Here is a 15,202-nt window from a genome sequence, read left to right as displayed (position 1 = left end):
GCATGCTGTTTTCGTTAATGCGAGCACGACTTTCGCCGCGTCCCATTGCCCACTACGCCCTGCTGCTCTTGTTCGTGCTGGTGGCGGCGTTGGCGGGGCTTGCGGCCTTTGTCTTTCAAGACACCGCCCGTCTCAAGGAGCAGGTCGCGCAATCCGACCAGACGCTTGCCCATCAGGAACTGGAAGGGGTGATTGCGCTGCTCACCCAGCAGGCGGAAAGCGCTGCTCAGGCCTTGATGCAGTGGGACGAGGCGCGGCAGCAACTGGAAAATCCGGTTTATTACGGCTACTGGCGACATTCGCGCGCGCTGACAGCCGGCGTGCTTCCGGAAAGCCTCGATGCAGTCGACCTTTATGACCTCCAGGGGCGAAATCTGGCGGCCGTCAGCCCAGGCAAAGCCGGCATGCCGGCACAGGTCGTCACGCAGAACATGCGGCCTTTTCTGGTGCGGGAAAACGGGAATAATTACCTGTATTACTTTTTCCCGTTTTATCAGAATACCGACCAGACCCATTTGATCGGCTATGTGGGTTTCAGATTCGATTTCATGAGACAACTCATGCAGCTGCGCAAATTCCGCTATGTGGATATGGCGAGCGTGCGTGTCGAAGCCCGCGAGGGGGAGCGCATCCTGCTCCAGGACGTCGTGCCTGCCCTGCAATTCCGCACCACCGCCAATCCGGAAATTCGTGCGCTCGAAAAGCTCATCATTCGCTCGTTCTATGAAATCGCCATCCTCATTGCGGCCATTTCTCTGCTTGGCTATCTGGCGCTGATATCTTTTGTCATCAAACCGCTGCGGCGGCTGTCGGGGCACATCGGCGCCATGGGGCGTGGGCAAGGGGAACTGCTCGACGAGTCTTATCGGGGCGCGCTGGCGGTGACGGAACTCGAGAATATCCGCCAATCGTTGAACGACTATCAGCAGCAGCTCGATGACATGCATGTCAGCCTGGTGCACAAGAATCAGGAGCTTTGGACCCTGGCGCACCATGACCCGTTGACGGGCTTATTCAATCGCCGCGCCTTTGACGACGACTGGCGTGCCATGCACCGCGCGCATCGCGATGTCCCCTTCGGGGTGGTTCTCCTGCTGTTCGATTGCGATCACTTCAAGGCCATCAACGATACCTACGGACACCAGGTCGGCGACCAGGTGATTCAGGGGCTGGCCGAGTCGCTGCATGGCGCACTGAGGGCAGACGACCGTCTTTATCGCCTGGGCGGCGACGAGTTTGCGACCATCCTGTTTTCCGCAGACATCGAGCGCGCCAGACAAGTGGCGGAGCGCTGTTTGGAACACGTTCTCCGTTATGATTTTTCGGCCTATGGGGTCAAGGAGCCGGTCCGCATCAGCGTCGGCATCGCGCACCTCGATGACGCCACCGACGATGCACTGCAACAGGTGCATCGCCAGGCCGATATCGCCATGTATTACGCCAAGCGGCCGGGACAGAGCAAGATCGCGATTTATTCGCCGGAGATGGGCACAGGTCAGGAGGCCCTGGTGTCCAACGCCGAAACCAGCGCGATCTACGATGCGATGGCCGACCCCGACCGGCTGGAGATGCATTACCAGCCAGTGCTGGCATTGTCCACGTCGCGGATCGAATACTACGAAGCCCTGGTGCGTATCCCCGGCGAGCATGGCCTGATCATGCCGGCAAGCATTTTCCCGGTCGTCGAACTGCGCGGGCTGGAATGCGAATTCGATCTGGCCGTGCTGGAACGGGTGCGGCGCGATCTGGCTTCGGGCCGCGTTCCTGCGGGCGCAGGCGTATCGCTCAACGTGTCAGGACCGGGTATCGTCAATGCTCGCGTCAACGAAAAACTGATGCAATACGTGCCCTTGCTGTCAACGCACAAACTGGTTCTGGAAGTCACTGAAACCGCACTGATTACCCAGATCGCTCAGGCCTCGGCCAACCTCAAACGGCTGCGCAAGCAAGGCTTCATCATCGCGCTCGACGATTTCGGCAGCGGTTACTCTTCCCTGGGCTATCTGTCGAGCATGCCGGTGGATCTGGTGAAATTCGACATTTCCCTGGTGCGCAGTCTTGAGGAATCGGGGCGCCAGGCGGTGTTCGTCGGGGACCTGGCACGCATGATCAAGGATGCGGGCTACCAACTGGTGGCCGAGGGGATCGAGTCCGAGGCCTTGCTGCAAAGGGTGACTGCACTGGGTTTCTCGCATGCCCAGGGTTTCCATATCGGTCGCCCCGCGCCGCTGGCAAGTCTGCGAACGGTCAGCTTGCGCGCTGTAAACTGATTGATGCCAAGGCACCAACATGGGCGCTTCGACGTCAGTCCAGGCTGTTTGAAGTATTTGCTTAGTGCACGACATCATGGCGATGCCGCAGCCAGATCGCGGTCATCACGCTGCTGATGAACAGGCCGAATATCCAGATGATGGTGTGGATGTGCCAGTCGGCGCGCACCATCAGGGCGTAGGCGCCGGTCAGCAGCAGGATGCTGATGTTCTCGTTGAAATTTTGCTGGGCAATGGAGTGCCCCGCGCCCATCAGCAGGTGACCGCGATGCTGCAGCAGGGCGTTCATCGGCACCACGAAATAGCCCGCCAGCGCCCCCGCCAGCACCAACAGCAAGAGGGCGGGGATCAGGCTTTCCACCCAGATCAGCGCAATCGGGACAAAGCCCAGGAGGATGCCGGCGGGCAGGACGCTGACTGCGCGCTGCAGGCTGACGAACTTGCCGGCCAGCACCGAACCGATGGCAATGCCAAATGCGGTGGCGGCGGTGAGCTGGGTCGCCTGGTCGAGCCCGTATTTAAGGTTGAGCGCGGCCCAGGCGATGATGAGCAGACGCAGGGTGGCGCCGACGCCCCAGAACAGCGTGGTGACGGCGAGTGAAACCTGGCCGAGCGGGTCGCACCACAGGAGTTTGAAGCTGTGCCAGAAGTCATGCAGGATGAACAGCGGCGATCGGTTGGGGAGCTTGTGATCGATCGGCAGGCGCGGGATGAACAGGTTGACGATGGCGGCGCCGAGATACAGGCTGGTGATGGCGACGATGGCAAATTTCGGCGCGATCAGCCGGCTGTCCAGGCCGATGTTGAACAGAATGCCTTCAGCCAGTTGCGGGTTGATGAGTGCGCCGCCGATAATGGCGCCAAGCACGATGGCGGCAACGGTGGTGCCCTCCATCCAGCTGTTGGCGACGATGAGTTTTTCGGGCGGCAGCAGCTCGGTGAGGATGCCGTATTTGGCGGGCGAATACATGGCCGCGCCGATGCCGACAATGGCGTAGGCCAGCAGCGGGTGCAGACCGGCTAGCATAATGAGGCAGCCGGCGAACTTGACCGTGTTGGCGATCAGCATGACGCGGCCTTTGGGCAGGGCGTCGGCGAATGGCCCGACCAGCGGCGCCAGCACAATGTAGGCAACGACGAAAACCGTCTGCAGCAGCGGTGAGAACCATTCCGGCGCCGAGAAGAACAGCAGCAGGCCGATGGCTGCGAAGAGCAGGGCATTGTCAGCCAGCGCCGACAGGAACTGCGCCGACAGGATGATGTAGAACGCGCGGTTCACAGGGTGGCCAGGTCAGAAGCGGCGGGGCGGGGCATCGGGCTAGTGCTCGCGCGCTGACGAAAGATCTGCGAATACAGGGAGTTGGTGATGGGAATGTTTCAACACGGGCGGGTTTGTGGTTGAATAAAAATCTTTTTTGACCCCGGAACGGGAATTTATGGCCGACCGCAGACTTCAAGTATTCTACACCGTCGCCAAGCAGCTCAGCTTCACCAAAGCCGCGGATGTCCTCTATATGACCCAGCCTGCGGTGACCTTTCAGGTCAAGCAACTGGAAGAGCATTTCAACACCCGTTTGTTCGAGCGCAGCCACGGCAAGATTTCGATGACGCCCGTAGGCGATCTGGTGCTGGGCTACGCCGAGCGCATTCTGGACCTGACCGCCGAGATGGAGGCGCGCGTAGGCGAGCTGACCGGGCAGGTGACGGGCCCCTTGATGATCGGTGCCTCCACCACCATTGCCGAATATTTGCTGCCGCGCATCCTGGGCGAATTCAAGGAGCGTTTCCCACAGGTGCAGGCGCGTCTGACCGTTGCCAACTCGGAAACCGTGGCGGCGAAAGTGAGCGACCATTCGCTCGATGTCGGCTTGATCGAAGCGCCGTCACACAACCCCAACCTGACCACGCTGGCGTGCTGCGAGGACGAACTGGTGATGATCTGTTCGCCCAATCATGCGCTGGCCTCGCGTTCGAGCGTGAACGCCCGCGATATCGCCGACCAGCCCTACGTGTCGCGCGAGCACGGCTCGGGCACGCGCGAGGTGGTGGACGATTTCTTCAAGAACCATGGCGTCAACCCAGACGACCTGCACATCGAAATGGAGCTCGGCAGCCGCGAGGCGATCAAGGGCGCGGTCGAGGCCAATCTCGGCGTCGCCATCATGTCAGCCTCCACCGTCACCAAGGAAATCCAGCTCGGCACGCTGGTCGCGGTGCCGCTGAATCCCCGGCTGACGCGGGAGCTGACCATGGTCTACGCACCGGAAAAATTCCGCAGCAAGCTGCTCGATGCCTTCATCAGCTTTGTCGACAACAAGTTTCAGCAGTGCAATGTCGATGTCGTTGCGCTGAAACGCCCGCTCAAGGGGCGCAGCCGCTGATGCGCGACAGCAAGCGCCTGCTGTCCATTTTCAGAAATTTGTCGGAAACGCGGCAACAGGCCTTGCTCGAATACGCAGCGTTTCTGGCGGGCAAGGAAGGCGCCGAGATCGCAGCGGCGCCCCCCACCGAGCCGCTGCCGATTCCGCGTCCCGAGCAGGAAAACGTGGTCAAGGCGATTCGGCGCCTGATGCAGACCTACCCCATGCTGGAGCGCAACCGGATTTTCCATGAGGCCTCGGCGCAGATGACCCGACACCTGATCCATGGCGTGGCGGCGGTCGAGGTAATCGACGAACTGGAGCAGATTTTTGCGCGCCAGTATCAGCAGCACCTTGACGCGCTGAAACAAGACCTGCTGTCGTCCTGACCTCGAGCGGCTCAGTCAGGCAACGCGCGCCCACACTGCCAGCAACTCAGAAAATTCCCGGGATTGGGCTCGCCGCAATGGGCGCAGGTTTTCTCGTCGCGCGGCGGTGCGTCGCGCAGTCCAGCCAATGCCTCGCACGCACGCGCTTCCTGCGCATCGTCGTCGACCCACACTTCGGGCTGCACCTGCATGAACGGCACTTCGCCCAGTGCGCCGGCGGCATTGACGTTGAAGATGTGGGTGACGATGCCGAGGCTGGACAGCGCATCGACAGCCAGCTTGGCGTCAAGCAGGGAGGGGGCGATGAAAACCCGTTTCATCGACGGGCGGGGACGTCAGCGGGTGCGGCGGACGCGCACGATGAGGTCGATGCCTTCGGTCACCATGCCGGCAGGCAGCGGCGGCAGGCCGGAAATGACGACATGCTCGGCATCGATGTCGGACAACTTGCCGCTGTCGACTTCGTAGAGGTGATGGTGCGGGCTGGTGTTGGGGTCGAAGAACACCTTGCTGGGATCGACGATGACTTCGCGCACCAGGCCTTTTTCGAGAAACAGCTTGAGTGTGTTGTAGACCGTGGCCTTGGAGGTCTCGGAGTGACGGGTGTTGACGACCGCCATCACCTGGTCGGCCGAGAGGTGTTCCTGCCGCGAAAACAGCGCATGCGCAATCTCGATCCGCTGGTGGGTCGGATTGATGTCGTGGCTGCGCAAAAGGCCGGCCATGTTGTCGCGCGTGTAATGCATGCGCACATGATAATCGTCGATCTGGACTTTGTCTAATATCCGGAATCAGTATGACTTTCAACCGGGAAGCCTCTACGGGGCGCGATCAGGCACCAAAAACCGGTACAATTAAAACCATACTCTGTCCTATTTTTGAAGCAGGAATCCCGTGGTTACGCTCACCCGCCTCGATAGCGCGCAGCCTGATTTTCAGGCCCGCCTTGCCCGCCTGTTGCAATTCGATGATGCCGCCGATGCTGCCATCGAGCAGACGGTGGCCGCGATCCTGCATGACGTCAAAAAGCGCGGCGACGCTGCTGTGCTTGAATACACCGAGCGTTTCGACCGCCTGCCCGCGGCCTCGCTGGCAAGCCTTGAGATCAACGCCGCGCAACTCCAGGCCGCGCTCGAACACTTGCCCGCCGACACCCGCCAGGCACTGGAAGCCGCGGCGGAACGCGTGCGCCGCTATCACGAGAAGCAAACCCTGGCGTCGTGGACTTACACCGAGGACGACGGCACCGTGCTGGGGCAGAAGATCACCCCGCTCGACCGTGTCGGGCTCTACGTGCCGGGCGGCAAGGCCGCGTATCCCTCGTCGGTGCTGATGAACGCGATTCCGGCCAAGGTCGCCGGCGTCGGCGAACTCATCATGGTGGTGCCGACACCGGGCGGCGATCAGAATCAACTGGTGCTGGCGGCCGCGGCGATTGCCGGGGTCGATCGCGTGTTCACCATCGGCGGCGCGCAGGCGGTGGCGGCGCTCGCATATGGAACAGCGACCGTGCCGCAGGTCGACAAGATCGTCGGCCCCGGCAACGCCTATGTGGCGGCGGCCAAACGCCGCGTGTTCGGCACCGTGGGCATCGACATGATCGCCGGCCCGTCCGAAATCCTGGTGATTGCCGACGGCAACACGCCGCCGGAATGGGTGGCGATGGACCTGTTCTCGCAGGCCGAGCACGACGAAATGGCGCAGTCGATCCTGCTGTCGCCCGACGCGGCTTACCTCGATGCGGTGGCGGCGGCGATCGACAAGCTGATCGACGAGATGCCGCGCAGCGAAGTGATCCGCACCTCGCTCACCAACCGCGGCGCGCTGATCAAGACGCGCGATCTTGACGACGCGGTGGCGATCTCGAACACCATCGCGCCGGAACACCTGGAACTGTCGGTGACCGATCCCGATGCGCTGTTGCCCGGGCTGCGCCACGCCGGCGCGATCTTCATGGGCAAGCACACCTGCGAGGCGCTGGGCGATTACTGCGCCGGGCCGAATCATGTTTTACCCACCTCGCGCACCGCACGCTTCTCGTCGCCGCTGGGCGTGTACGACTTCCAGAAGCGCAGCAGCCTGATCAACGTGTCGCAGGCCGGCGCGCAGACGCTGGGGCAGATCGCCGCCACGCTGGCCTACGGTGAAGGCCTGCAGGCACACGCGCGTTCTGCCGAATATCGCCTGGTCCATAAGTGAGCCCGCTATTCCAATGAATCGCTATTGGAGTGCCGTGGTACACGGCCTGACGCCCTATGTGCCGGGCGAGCAGCCGAAGCTGGCCAATCTGGTCAAGCTTAACACCAATGAAAATCCCTACGGCCCCAGCCCGCGGGTGCTCGATGCCGTGCGCGCCGAGGCCGCCGACACCCTGCGTCTGTATCCTGATCCGGGTTCCAACCGGCTGCGCGCCGGCATTGCCGCATTGCACGGCGTCGCGGCCGATCAGGTGTTCGTCGGCAATGGCTCCGACGAAGTGTTGGCGCACGCGTTTCTGGCCTTGCTGAAGCACGAGCGGCCGATCCTGTTTCCCGACATCACCTACAGCTTTTATCCGGTCTATTGCGGTCTGTACGAGATCGCCTTCCGCACGGTTCCGCTCACCGAAGCATTCGAGATCTGTGTCGACGATTACCTGACGCCCAACGGCGGGGTGATTTTCCCCAACCCCAACGCGCCCACCGGGCGCCTGCTGGAACTGGCGGAAATCGAGCGCCTGCTGGCCGGCAATCCGGACTCGGTCGTCGTCATCGACGAGGCCTACATCGACTTCGGCGGCGAATCGGCGGTGAGTCTGGTGGCGCGCTACCCGCAGCTGCTGGTCACCCGCACCCTGTCTAAATCGCACGCGCTGGCCGGCCTGCGCGTCGGCTACGCCATCGGACAGGCGCACCTGATCGAGGCGCTCAACCGGGTGAAGGACAGCTTCAACTCCTACCCGCTCGACCGCTTTGCCCAGGCCGGCGCGCTGGCGTCGATCGAAGACCGTGACTATTTCGAATCCATCTGCGCGAAGGTGGTGGCAACCCGCACCCGGCTGGTGGCTGAAATGGAAGCACTCGGCTTCGAGGTGCTGCCATCAAGTGCCAATTTCATTTTGGCCCGCCATCCGGTACATGACGGCGCAGAACTGGCCGCCGCGTTGCGCGAACGCAGCATCGTCGTGCGCCATTTCAAGAATCCGGCCCGCATCGCGCCGTTCCTGCGTATCACCGTTGGCACCGATGCGCAATGCGATGCGCTGCTTGCCGCGTTGAAAGCGCTGTGCTGAAAACGATAGCGGCCTGCTAGAATCCGTTTACAGCCTTATTTTTAGACGCCATGCGCACCGCCCAAGTCACCCGCAACACCCTCGAGACCCGGATCACGGTCACCCTCAACCTCGATGGCACCGGCATATCCAAGCTCGCCACCGGCGTGCCGTTTCTCGACCACATGCTCGACCAGATTGCGCGTCATGGCCTGATCGATCTCGATATCCAGGCCGAGGGTGACCTGCACATCGATGCCCACCACACGGTGGAAGATACGGGCATTACGCTGGGGCAGGCCTTCGCGCAGGCGCTCGGCGACAAGAAGGGCATACGCCGCTACGGCCATGCCTACGTGCCGCTCGACGAGGCGCTGTCGCGCGTGGTGATCGACCTGTCGGGACGCCCCGGGCTGGAGTACCACGTCGACTACACCCGGGCACGCATCGGCGAGTTCGACGTCGACCTGTTCCTCGAATTTTTCCGCGGCTTCATCAACCATGCCGGGGTGACGCTGCACATCGACAACCTGCGCGGTATCAACGCGCACCATCAGGCCGAGACGATTTTCAAGGCCTTTGGTCGCGCGCTGCGCATGGCGGTGGAAGCCGACCTGCGCATGGGTGACATACTGCCGTCGACAAAAGGCGCCTTATGAATTCCGACGAGAGGGCTGCGCGGTGAGCGTCGACATCGCCGTTATCGACTATGGCATGGGCAATCTGCGTTCGGTGTCCAAGGCCATCGAGCACGTTGCGCCGGCGGCGAGCGTGGTCGCCACTTCCGACCCCGCGGTGATTGCCGCAGCAGGCCGCGTGGTGTTTCCGGGGCAGGGCGCCGCGCCCGACTGCATGCGCGAAATCGAGGCGCGCGGCCTGCGCCAGGCGATTGTCGACGCCGCCCGCAGCAAGCCTTTTCTGGGCATCTGCATGGGGATGCAGGTGCTGTTCGAACACAGCGAGGAAGGCGATACCGCGTGCCTCGGCATATTGCCCGGTACGGTGCAGCGCTTCCCGCACGAGGCGATGCACGACGATCAGGGAAATAAACTGAAAGTGCCGCACATGGGCTGGAACAACGTCCATCAGGCGGCCCCGCATCCGCTATGGGTGGGAATTGAGGAGGGCGCGCGCTTCTACTTCGTCCACAGCTACTTTGTGCAGCCGACCTCGCCCGACGTGATTGCGGGGTTTTCGCATTACCCCTTCCCGTTCACCTGTGCGGTGGCCTCCGGGAATATCTTTGCGGTCCAGTTTCATCCGGAAAAAAGTCAGAATGACGGTTTGACGCTGCTGGGCAATTTTTTAACCTGGAATCCGGGCGAACGCGACACCGCCTGCGATATGTCTGGCGCTGCCTGCGCCTAATTTCTCATCTGTACGCCCCTGCTGATCAGCCATGTTAATTATTCCTGCGATCGACCTTAAAGACGGCCACTGTGTGCGCCTGGAACAAGGCGAGATGGACACTGCCACCGTGTTTTCCGAGGATCCGGCAGCAACCGCCCGCCACTGGAAGGAACTCGGCGCGCGCCGCCTGCATCTGGTCGACCTCAACGGCGCCTTTGCCGGCAAGCCGGTCAACGACGCGGCGATCCGTTCGATCGTCGATGCGGTGGGCGACGACATGCCGGTGCAGCTGGGCGGCGGCATCCGCGACCTCGCCACCATCGAGCGCTATCTCGACGATGGCGTGCGCTACGTCATCATCGGCACCGCCGCGGTGAAAAACCCCGGCTTCCTGCATGAGGCCTGCGACGCCTTCCCCGGCCACGTGATGGTCGGGCTCGACGCCCGTGACGGCAAGATTGCAGTCGAAGGCTGGTCCAAGATCACCGGCCACGACGTCATCGATCTGGCCAAGCGTTTCGAAGGTTACGGCGTCGAAGCCATCATCTACACCGACATCGGGCGTGACGGCATGCTGACCGGCGTCAACATCGAAGCCACCCAAAGACTGGCGCAGGCGCTCTCCATTCCGGTCATCGCCAGCGGCGGCGTCACCAACCTCGACGACGTCAGGGCGCTGTCCACCGTCGCCAAGGACGGCATCATCGGCGCGATCACCGGCCGCGCGATTTATCAGGGCACGCTTGATTTTGTCGAGGCACAAAAACTCGCCGACGATCTGGCGGGCGGTGTGTTCGGAGTCTGATCTCAGACTGACCATGCTTGCAAAACGCATCATTCCCTGTCTCGATGTCACCCATGGCCGCGTGGTCAAGGGAATCAATTTCGTCGAACTGAAAGACGCCGGCGATCCGGTCGAAATCGCGCGGCGCTACAACGAGGCGGGCGCCGATGAACTGACCTTTCTTGATATCACCGCGTCGTCCGACGACCGCGATCTGATTCTGCACATCATCGAGGACGTTGCCGCCGAGGTATTCATTCCGCTCACGGTCGGTGGCGGTGTGCGCGAAGTGGGCGATGTGCAGCGTCTGCTCAACGCCGGCGCCGACAAGGTCAGCATCAATACTTCGGCGGTGATGAACCCGCAGCTGGTGAAGGATGCCTCCGACCGCTACGGTAGTCAGTGCATCGTCGTTGCCATCGATTCCAAGCGGGTGGGTGACCACTGGGAAGTCTTCACCCACGGCGGCCGCAAGGCCACCGGCCTCGACGCCATCGAATGGGCGAAGAAAATGGAAAGCCTCGGCGCGGGCGAACTGCTGCTGACCTCGATGGATCGCGACGGCACCAAGAGCGGCTTCGACCTGGAGCTGACCCGCGCGATATCCGACGCGGTCGACATTCCCATCATCGCAAGCGGCGGCGTCGGCAACCTGCAGCATCTGGTCGATGGCGTCAAGGAAGGCCGCGCCGATGCGGTGCTGGCTGCAAGCATTTTTCACTTCGGCGAATACGGCGTGGATGAAGCCAAGCGATACATGAAGCAGCACGGCATCGAGGTTAGGCTGTGAGCGACTGGCTCGACGCCGTGAAGTGGGACGCGCAGGGCCTGGTGCCGGCGATCGCCCAGGACGCCGCCAGCGGCGAAATCTTCATGGTGGCGTGGATGAACCGCGAGGCGCTGGAGGAAACCGCGCGCACCGGACGCGGCGTCTACTGGTCACGTTCGCGCAACAAGCTGTGGCGCAAGGGTGAGGAATCCGGCCACGTGCAGACCGTCAGCGAAATCCGCCTCGATTGCGACAACGACGTGGTGCTGCTGAAAATTGAACAACTTGGCGGTATTGCCTGTCATACCGGACGACGCTCGTGCTTTTTCCAGAAGCTGGACCGTGATAGTCAGGGCGGCGGCCATTGGGTCACGACGAGCCCTGTCCTCAAGAACCCCGACGAGATCTACCGTAAATGAGCGACATCCTGGACCGTCTCGCTGAAACGCTGGAGGCACGCAAGCAGGCGGCGCCCGACAGTTCCTACGTGGCCAGGCTGTACGCCAAGGGCACTGACGCCATTCTGAAAAAGATCGGCGAGGAGGCGACCGAGACCGTCATGGCGGCGAAGGACGACCAGCCCGAAAAGATCATCTACGAAGTCGCCGATTTGTGGTTTCATACCCTGGTGCTGCTGGCGCACAAGGGGCTCAAGCCGGCGGATGTGCTGAACGAACTGGCGCGCCGCGAGGGCCTGTCCGGGCTGGCTGAAAAAGCGAATCGACATGAGTGACTGCATTTTCTGCAAAATCGCTGCCGGCCAGTTGCCGAGCAGCAAGGTCTACGAAGACGACGAGGTGCTGGCGTTTCATGATATCCACCCATTCGCGCGGGTGCATATCCTGATCATTCCGAAGCTGCATGTCGCGACGCTCGCCGACTGCACCCCCGAGCATGAGCGACTGCTCGGCAGGATGCTGCTGCTGGCGCCGCGTCTGGCGAAGGAACAGGGGCTTGACGCAGGCTTCAAGACGCTCATCAACACCGGGCGCGGCGGCGGGCAGGAAGTGTTCCACATTCACGTTCACGTATTTGGCGGCGGCGATCCCGTTGACCGCAGTTAACTTAAAGGAGATTGATCATGGGTAGCTTTAGCATCTGGCATTGGCTGATTGTTCTGGTTGTCGTCTTGCTGATTTTCGGCACCAAGAAACTGCGCAACATCGGCAGCGATCTCGGTGGCGCGGTCAAGGGCTTCAAGGACGGCGTGAAGGAAAAGGACGATGCCCCCAAGATCGGCGAAAACGCCGATCGGGACAGTCGCACCATCGACGTCGAAGTCAAGGACAAGCAGCAGAGCTGAGGCCCAAGAGGCAAAGTGCACCTGACATGGTGCCCTCTCTTGTCACTTGAGGCTTGAATCCGCTACCTAAATCATGTTCGACATCGGTTTTACTGAACTCATCGTCATCGGCGTGGTGGCGCTGATTGTCATTGGTCCTGAGCGCCTGCCCAAGGTGGCGCGCACGGCCGGGCATCTGTATGGCCGCATGCAGCGTTATGTGTCATCCGTGAAGTCGGACATCAGTCAGGAAATTCAGCTGGATGAAATGCGCCGTGCCGGCCAGGACTTCAAGGCGTCGGTTGAATCGGCGGTGTCGGGCATCGAGCAGCAGGCGACCGTGGTCGATGACTATCTGCGCGACGAGGCGAGCAGCGTCAACAAGGTGGTGTCAGCCATGGCGGTGACTGAGGGCGAGCGCCCTGTCACCGAGCCTGCCACGAAGCAGATCGAGATGGAACAGGCGCCGCAGCAGAGCCTTCCGCTCGACGAGCCTGACCAGAACACAGTCACACCCACGCTATCTGCCGTGGTGGAAACGGCACGCGCCGAGCCCGCCGGAAAATCCCCATGAGCAATTCAGAAGACACCTTTATCTCGCATCTCATCGAAATGCGAGACCGTCTGCTACGCGCGGTGATTGCGGTGGTGGTGCTGTTTGTGCTGCTGTTTCCGTGGGCGCAGGATCTTTACGCGCTGCTCGCCAAGCCTATGCTCGCCGCCCTGCCGCAAGGCGGGCAGATGATCGCCACCGAGGTCACCACGCCTTTCTTCGTGCCGATCAAGGTCACCATGATGACCGCCTTTTTGCTGGCGATGCCGTGGGTGTTCTATCAGATGTGGGCGTTCGTCGCGCCCGGCCTCTACCAGAACGAAAAACGCATCGGCGTACCACTGGTGATCGCCAGCGTGATTCTATTTTTGCTGGGGATGGCGTTCGCCTATTTCCTGGTGTTTCCGGTGGTGTTCGGTTTCGTCGTCGGCGTGGCGCCCGAAGGCGTGGCGGTGATGACCGATATCAGCAAGTACCTCGACTTCGTGATGACCCTGTTCATGGCTTTCGGCATTGCCTTCGAAGTCCCGGTCGCGGTGGTGCTGCTGGTCAAAATGGGCATGGTGTCGATTGCCAAGCTGCGCGAAATCCGGCCTTACGTCATCGTCGGTGCGTTTGTCGTTGGCGCGATCTTCACGCCCCCCGACGTGATTTCGCAGTTCATGCTCGCGGTGCCCGTGTGGATTCTGTACGAACTGGGCATCGTCGTTGCTTCGCTCATTACCAAGCCCAGGCCCGAAGCCGAGGTGGAATACGCGCCTCTGTCCGAGACCGATATGGATGCCGAACTCGACCGCATCGAAGCCGGCCAGGCTGAATCCGAGTCGCGCGACCCGAAATAACGCACGATGACGGTGCGCAACGCACCGTCATGCACTGATGTGGTGCTATTAATCCAGCCTGTCATATCGTCTTTTATTTAAAATCAGTGTTTTAGATAGCTGGAACGTTGCTTGCTTATTTCCACCGGATTCAACTGGGAACTGGGACATGGAAGCGTTGAGATCAGGCAATGATGTGTTGTTCGTGTTGCTCGGCGGCATCATGGTGCTGGCCATGCACGCGGGGTTTGCCTTTCTCGAACTCGGCACGGTGCGCAAGAAGAACCAGGTCAACGCCCTCGTCAAAATCCTCACCGATTTTTCGGTCTCCACCATCGCCTATTTTTTCATCGGCTACAGCGTCGCCTACGGCGTCAGCTTCTATTCCAGCGCCGAGGTGCTGTCAGCCCAAAATGGCTACGAGCTGGTCAAGTTCTTTTTCCTGCTGACTTTTGCGGCCGCGATCCCCGCCATCGTGTCGGGCGGCATTGCCGAGCGCGCCCGATTCAATCCGCAACTGGCCGCCACGTTTGCGCTGGTGGGGCTGGTTTACCCCTTCTATGAAGGCATCGTGTGGAACGGTAATTACGGCATTCAGGACTGGCTGGCCGCGACCTTTGGTGCCCCTTTCCATGACTTTGCAGGCTCGGTGGTGGTGCATGCCATGGGCGGCTGGATTGCCTTGCCCGCGGTACTGTTGCTGGGTGCGCGGCGCGGCCGCTACACCAAGGATGGCCTGGTCTTGGCGCATCCGCCGTCGAACATTCCGTTCCTGGCCCTCGGCGCATGGATCCTCACGGTGGGCTGGTTCGGTTTCAACGTGATGTCGGCACAGCTGATCGAGGCGGTGTCGGGGCTGGTGGCGGTGAACTCATTGATGGCGATGGTGGGCGGCACGCTCGCCGCACTGGTGATCGGCCGCAACGATCCCGGCTTCATCCACAACGGCCCGCTGGCCGGTCTGGTTGCGGTGTGCGCGGGCTCGGACCTGATGCATCCGCTCGGTGCGCTCGCCACCGGCGCGATTGCCGGCGCACTATTCGTGTGGATGTTCATGGTCACGCAGAATAAATGGAAGATCGACGACGTGCTGGGGGTGTGGCCGTTGCACGGCCTGTGCGGCGCATGGGGCGGGATTGCCGCGGGCATCTTTGGCGCCAAGGCACTGGGCGGAATCGGCGGCGTCAGCCTGGCGTCGCAGGTGATTGGCACGCTGGGCGGCGTGGTAGTGGCCACGCTCGGCAGCGTGCTGGTGTATGGCATCCTGAAACAGGTTGTGGGCCTGCGGCTTGACCCGGAAGCTGAATTCACTGGCGCCGACCTCAGCATCCACAAGGTGTCCGCAACCGCCGAGCGCGAGACTAACTGGTAGTC

Annotated in this window: 19 protein-coding genes; 16 read left to right on the top strand and 3 right to left on the bottom strand. The window is 61.6% G+C overall.

The window, feature by feature from the left end:
* Positions 1-17: 17 nt before the first annotated feature.
* Positions 18-2,270, top strand: coding sequence for a putative bifunctional diguanylate cyclase/phosphodiesterase (locus tag ABW22_RS09075; protein WP_237763285.1), 2,253 nt, complete (start codon positions 18-20; stop codon positions 2,268-2,270).
* 61 nt (positions 2,271-2,331) lie between these two features.
* Here the strand turns inward: ABW22_RS09075 and lplT are convergent, their stop codons facing one another.
* Positions 2,332-3,549, bottom strand: coding sequence for a lysophospholipid transporter LplT (gene lplT / locus ABW22_RS09070; protein WP_059755177.1), 1,218 nt, complete (start codon positions 3,547-3,549; stop codon positions 2,332-2,334).
* Positions 3,550-3,706: 157 nt separating this feature from the next.
* Between lplT and ABW22_RS09065 the strand changes: the two genes are divergently transcribed.
* Together ABW22_RS09065 and ABW22_RS09060 are read left to right on the top strand one after the other, a co-directional pair.
* The gene (locus ABW22_RS09065; RefSeq protein ID WP_059755174.1) at positions 3,707-4,651 is read left to right on the top strand and encodes a LysR family transcriptional regulator; all 945 of its coding nucleotides are present in this window, start codon (positions 3,707-3,709) and stop codon (positions 4,649-4,651) included.
* Positions 4,651-5,019: a hypothetical protein gene (locus ABW22_RS09060; RefSeq protein ID WP_059755171.1), complete on the top strand. Its 369-nt coding sequence runs from the start codon at positions 4,651-4,653 to the stop codon at positions 5,017-5,019. Before ABW22_RS09065 ends, ABW22_RS09060 begins: the two co-directional genes overlap by 1 nt.
* 11 nt (positions 5,020-5,030) lie before the next feature.
* Here ABW22_RS09060 and ABW22_RS09055 read toward each other — a convergent pair whose 3' ends face one another.
* Entirely contained in the window at positions 5,031-5,339 is a 309-nt protein-coding gene (locus tag ABW22_RS09055; protein WP_059755168.1) for a putative signal transducing protein, read from the bottom strand.
* A 15-nt stretch (positions 5,340-5,354) separates the two neighbouring features.
* Entirely contained in the window at positions 5,355-5,765 is a 411-nt protein-coding gene (locus tag ABW22_RS09050) for a Fur family transcriptional regulator (protein WP_059755165.1), read from the bottom strand.
* A 148-nt stretch (positions 5,766-5,913) separates the two neighbouring features.
* On the opposite strand from ABW22_RS09050, the gene hisD reads away from it, so the two are divergent.
* The 13 genes from hisD to ABW22_RS08985 all read left to right on the top strand — a co-directional run bounded on the left by hisD (position 5,914) and on the right by ABW22_RS08985 (position 15,200).
* On the top strand, positions 5,914-7,218 hold the full coding sequence (hisD, locus tag ABW22_RS09045) for a histidinol dehydrogenase (protein WP_059755163.1): 1,305 nt from the start codon (positions 5,914-5,916) through the stop codon (positions 7,216-7,218).
* 13 nt (positions 7,219-7,231) lie between these two features.
* Complete coding sequence (gene hisC / locus ABW22_RS09040) at positions 7,232-8,290, top strand: histidinol-phosphate transaminase (RefSeq protein ID WP_059755160.1); 1,059 nt, start codon at positions 7,232-7,234, stop codon at positions 8,288-8,290.
* 50 nt (positions 8,291-8,340) lie between these two features.
* Positions 8,341-8,928, top strand: a complete 588-nt coding sequence (gene hisB, locus ABW22_RS09035; protein ID WP_059755157.1) for an imidazoleglycerol-phosphate dehydratase HisB — start codon at positions 8,341-8,343, stop codon at positions 8,926-8,928.
* 22 nt (positions 8,929-8,950) lie between these two features.
* Positions 8,951-9,637 carry an imidazole glycerol phosphate synthase subunit HisH gene (hisH, locus tag ABW22_RS09030; protein ID WP_082708655.1) on the top strand — a complete coding sequence of 229 codons (687 nt, stop codon included), beginning with the start codon at positions 8,951-8,953 and terminating at the stop codon, positions 9,635-9,637.
* 31 nt (positions 9,638-9,668) lie between these two features.
* Positions 9,669-10,424 (top strand): 1-(5-phosphoribosyl)-5-[(5-phosphoribosylamino)methylideneamino]imidazole-4-carboxamide isomerase, encoded by a 756-nt coding sequence (hisA, locus tag ABW22_RS09025; protein ID WP_059755156.1) that lies wholly within the window; start codon positions 9,669-9,671, stop codon positions 10,422-10,424.
* A gap of 13 nt (positions 10,425-10,437) precedes the next feature.
* Positions 10,438-11,193: an imidazole glycerol phosphate synthase subunit HisF gene (gene hisF, locus ABW22_RS09020; protein WP_059755153.1), complete on the top strand. Its 756-nt coding sequence runs from the start codon at positions 10,438-10,440 to the stop codon at positions 11,191-11,193.
* Positions 11,190-11,591, top strand: a complete 402-nt coding sequence (gene hisI, locus ABW22_RS09015; protein ID WP_059755151.1) for a phosphoribosyl-AMP cyclohydrolase — start codon at positions 11,190-11,192, stop codon at positions 11,589-11,591. Before hisF ends, hisI begins: the two co-directional genes overlap by 4 nt.
* Complete coding sequence (locus ABW22_RS09010; protein ID WP_059755148.1) at positions 11,588-11,905, top strand: phosphoribosyl-ATP diphosphatase; 318 nt, start codon at positions 11,588-11,590, stop codon at positions 11,903-11,905. Before hisI ends, ABW22_RS09010 begins: the two co-directional genes overlap by 4 nt.
* Positions 11,898-12,236, top strand: coding sequence for a histidine triad nucleotide-binding protein (locus tag ABW22_RS09005; protein ID WP_059755146.1), 339 nt, complete (start codon positions 11,898-11,900; stop codon positions 12,234-12,236). The genes ABW22_RS09010 and ABW22_RS09005 overlap by 8 nt, the downstream gene beginning before the upstream one ends.
* Positions 12,237-12,253: 17 nt before the next feature.
* Positions 12,254-12,475 (top strand): Sec-independent protein translocase subunit TatA, encoded by a 222-nt coding sequence (tatA, locus tag ABW22_RS09000; protein ID WP_059755261.1) that lies wholly within the window; start codon positions 12,254-12,256, stop codon positions 12,473-12,475.
* 73 nt (positions 12,476-12,548) lie between these two features.
* Entirely contained in the window at positions 12,549-13,028 is a 480-nt protein-coding gene (tatB, locus tag ABW22_RS08995) for a Sec-independent protein translocase protein TatB (protein ID WP_059755143.1), read from the top strand.
* Positions 13,025-13,849 (top strand): twin-arginine translocase subunit TatC, encoded by an 825-nt coding sequence (gene tatC / locus ABW22_RS08990; protein ID WP_059755138.1) that lies wholly within the window; start codon positions 13,025-13,027, stop codon positions 13,847-13,849. Before tatB ends, tatC begins: the two co-directional genes overlap by 4 nt.
* Positions 13,850-13,997: 148 nt before the next feature.
* Positions 13,998-15,200 (top strand): ammonium transporter, encoded by a 1,203-nt coding sequence (locus ABW22_RS08985; RefSeq protein WP_059755135.1) that lies wholly within the window; start codon positions 13,998-14,000, stop codon positions 15,198-15,200.
* Positions 15,201-15,202: the final 2 nt, after the last annotated feature.

This window comes from Thiobacillus denitrificans (assembly GCF_001530125.1).
Taxonomy (GTDB): domain Bacteria; phylum Pseudomonadota; class Gammaproteobacteria; order Burkholderiales; family Thiobacillaceae; genus Thiobacillus; species Thiobacillus denitrificans_C.
This window is presented reverse-complemented; position numbering and strand designations above follow the sequence as displayed.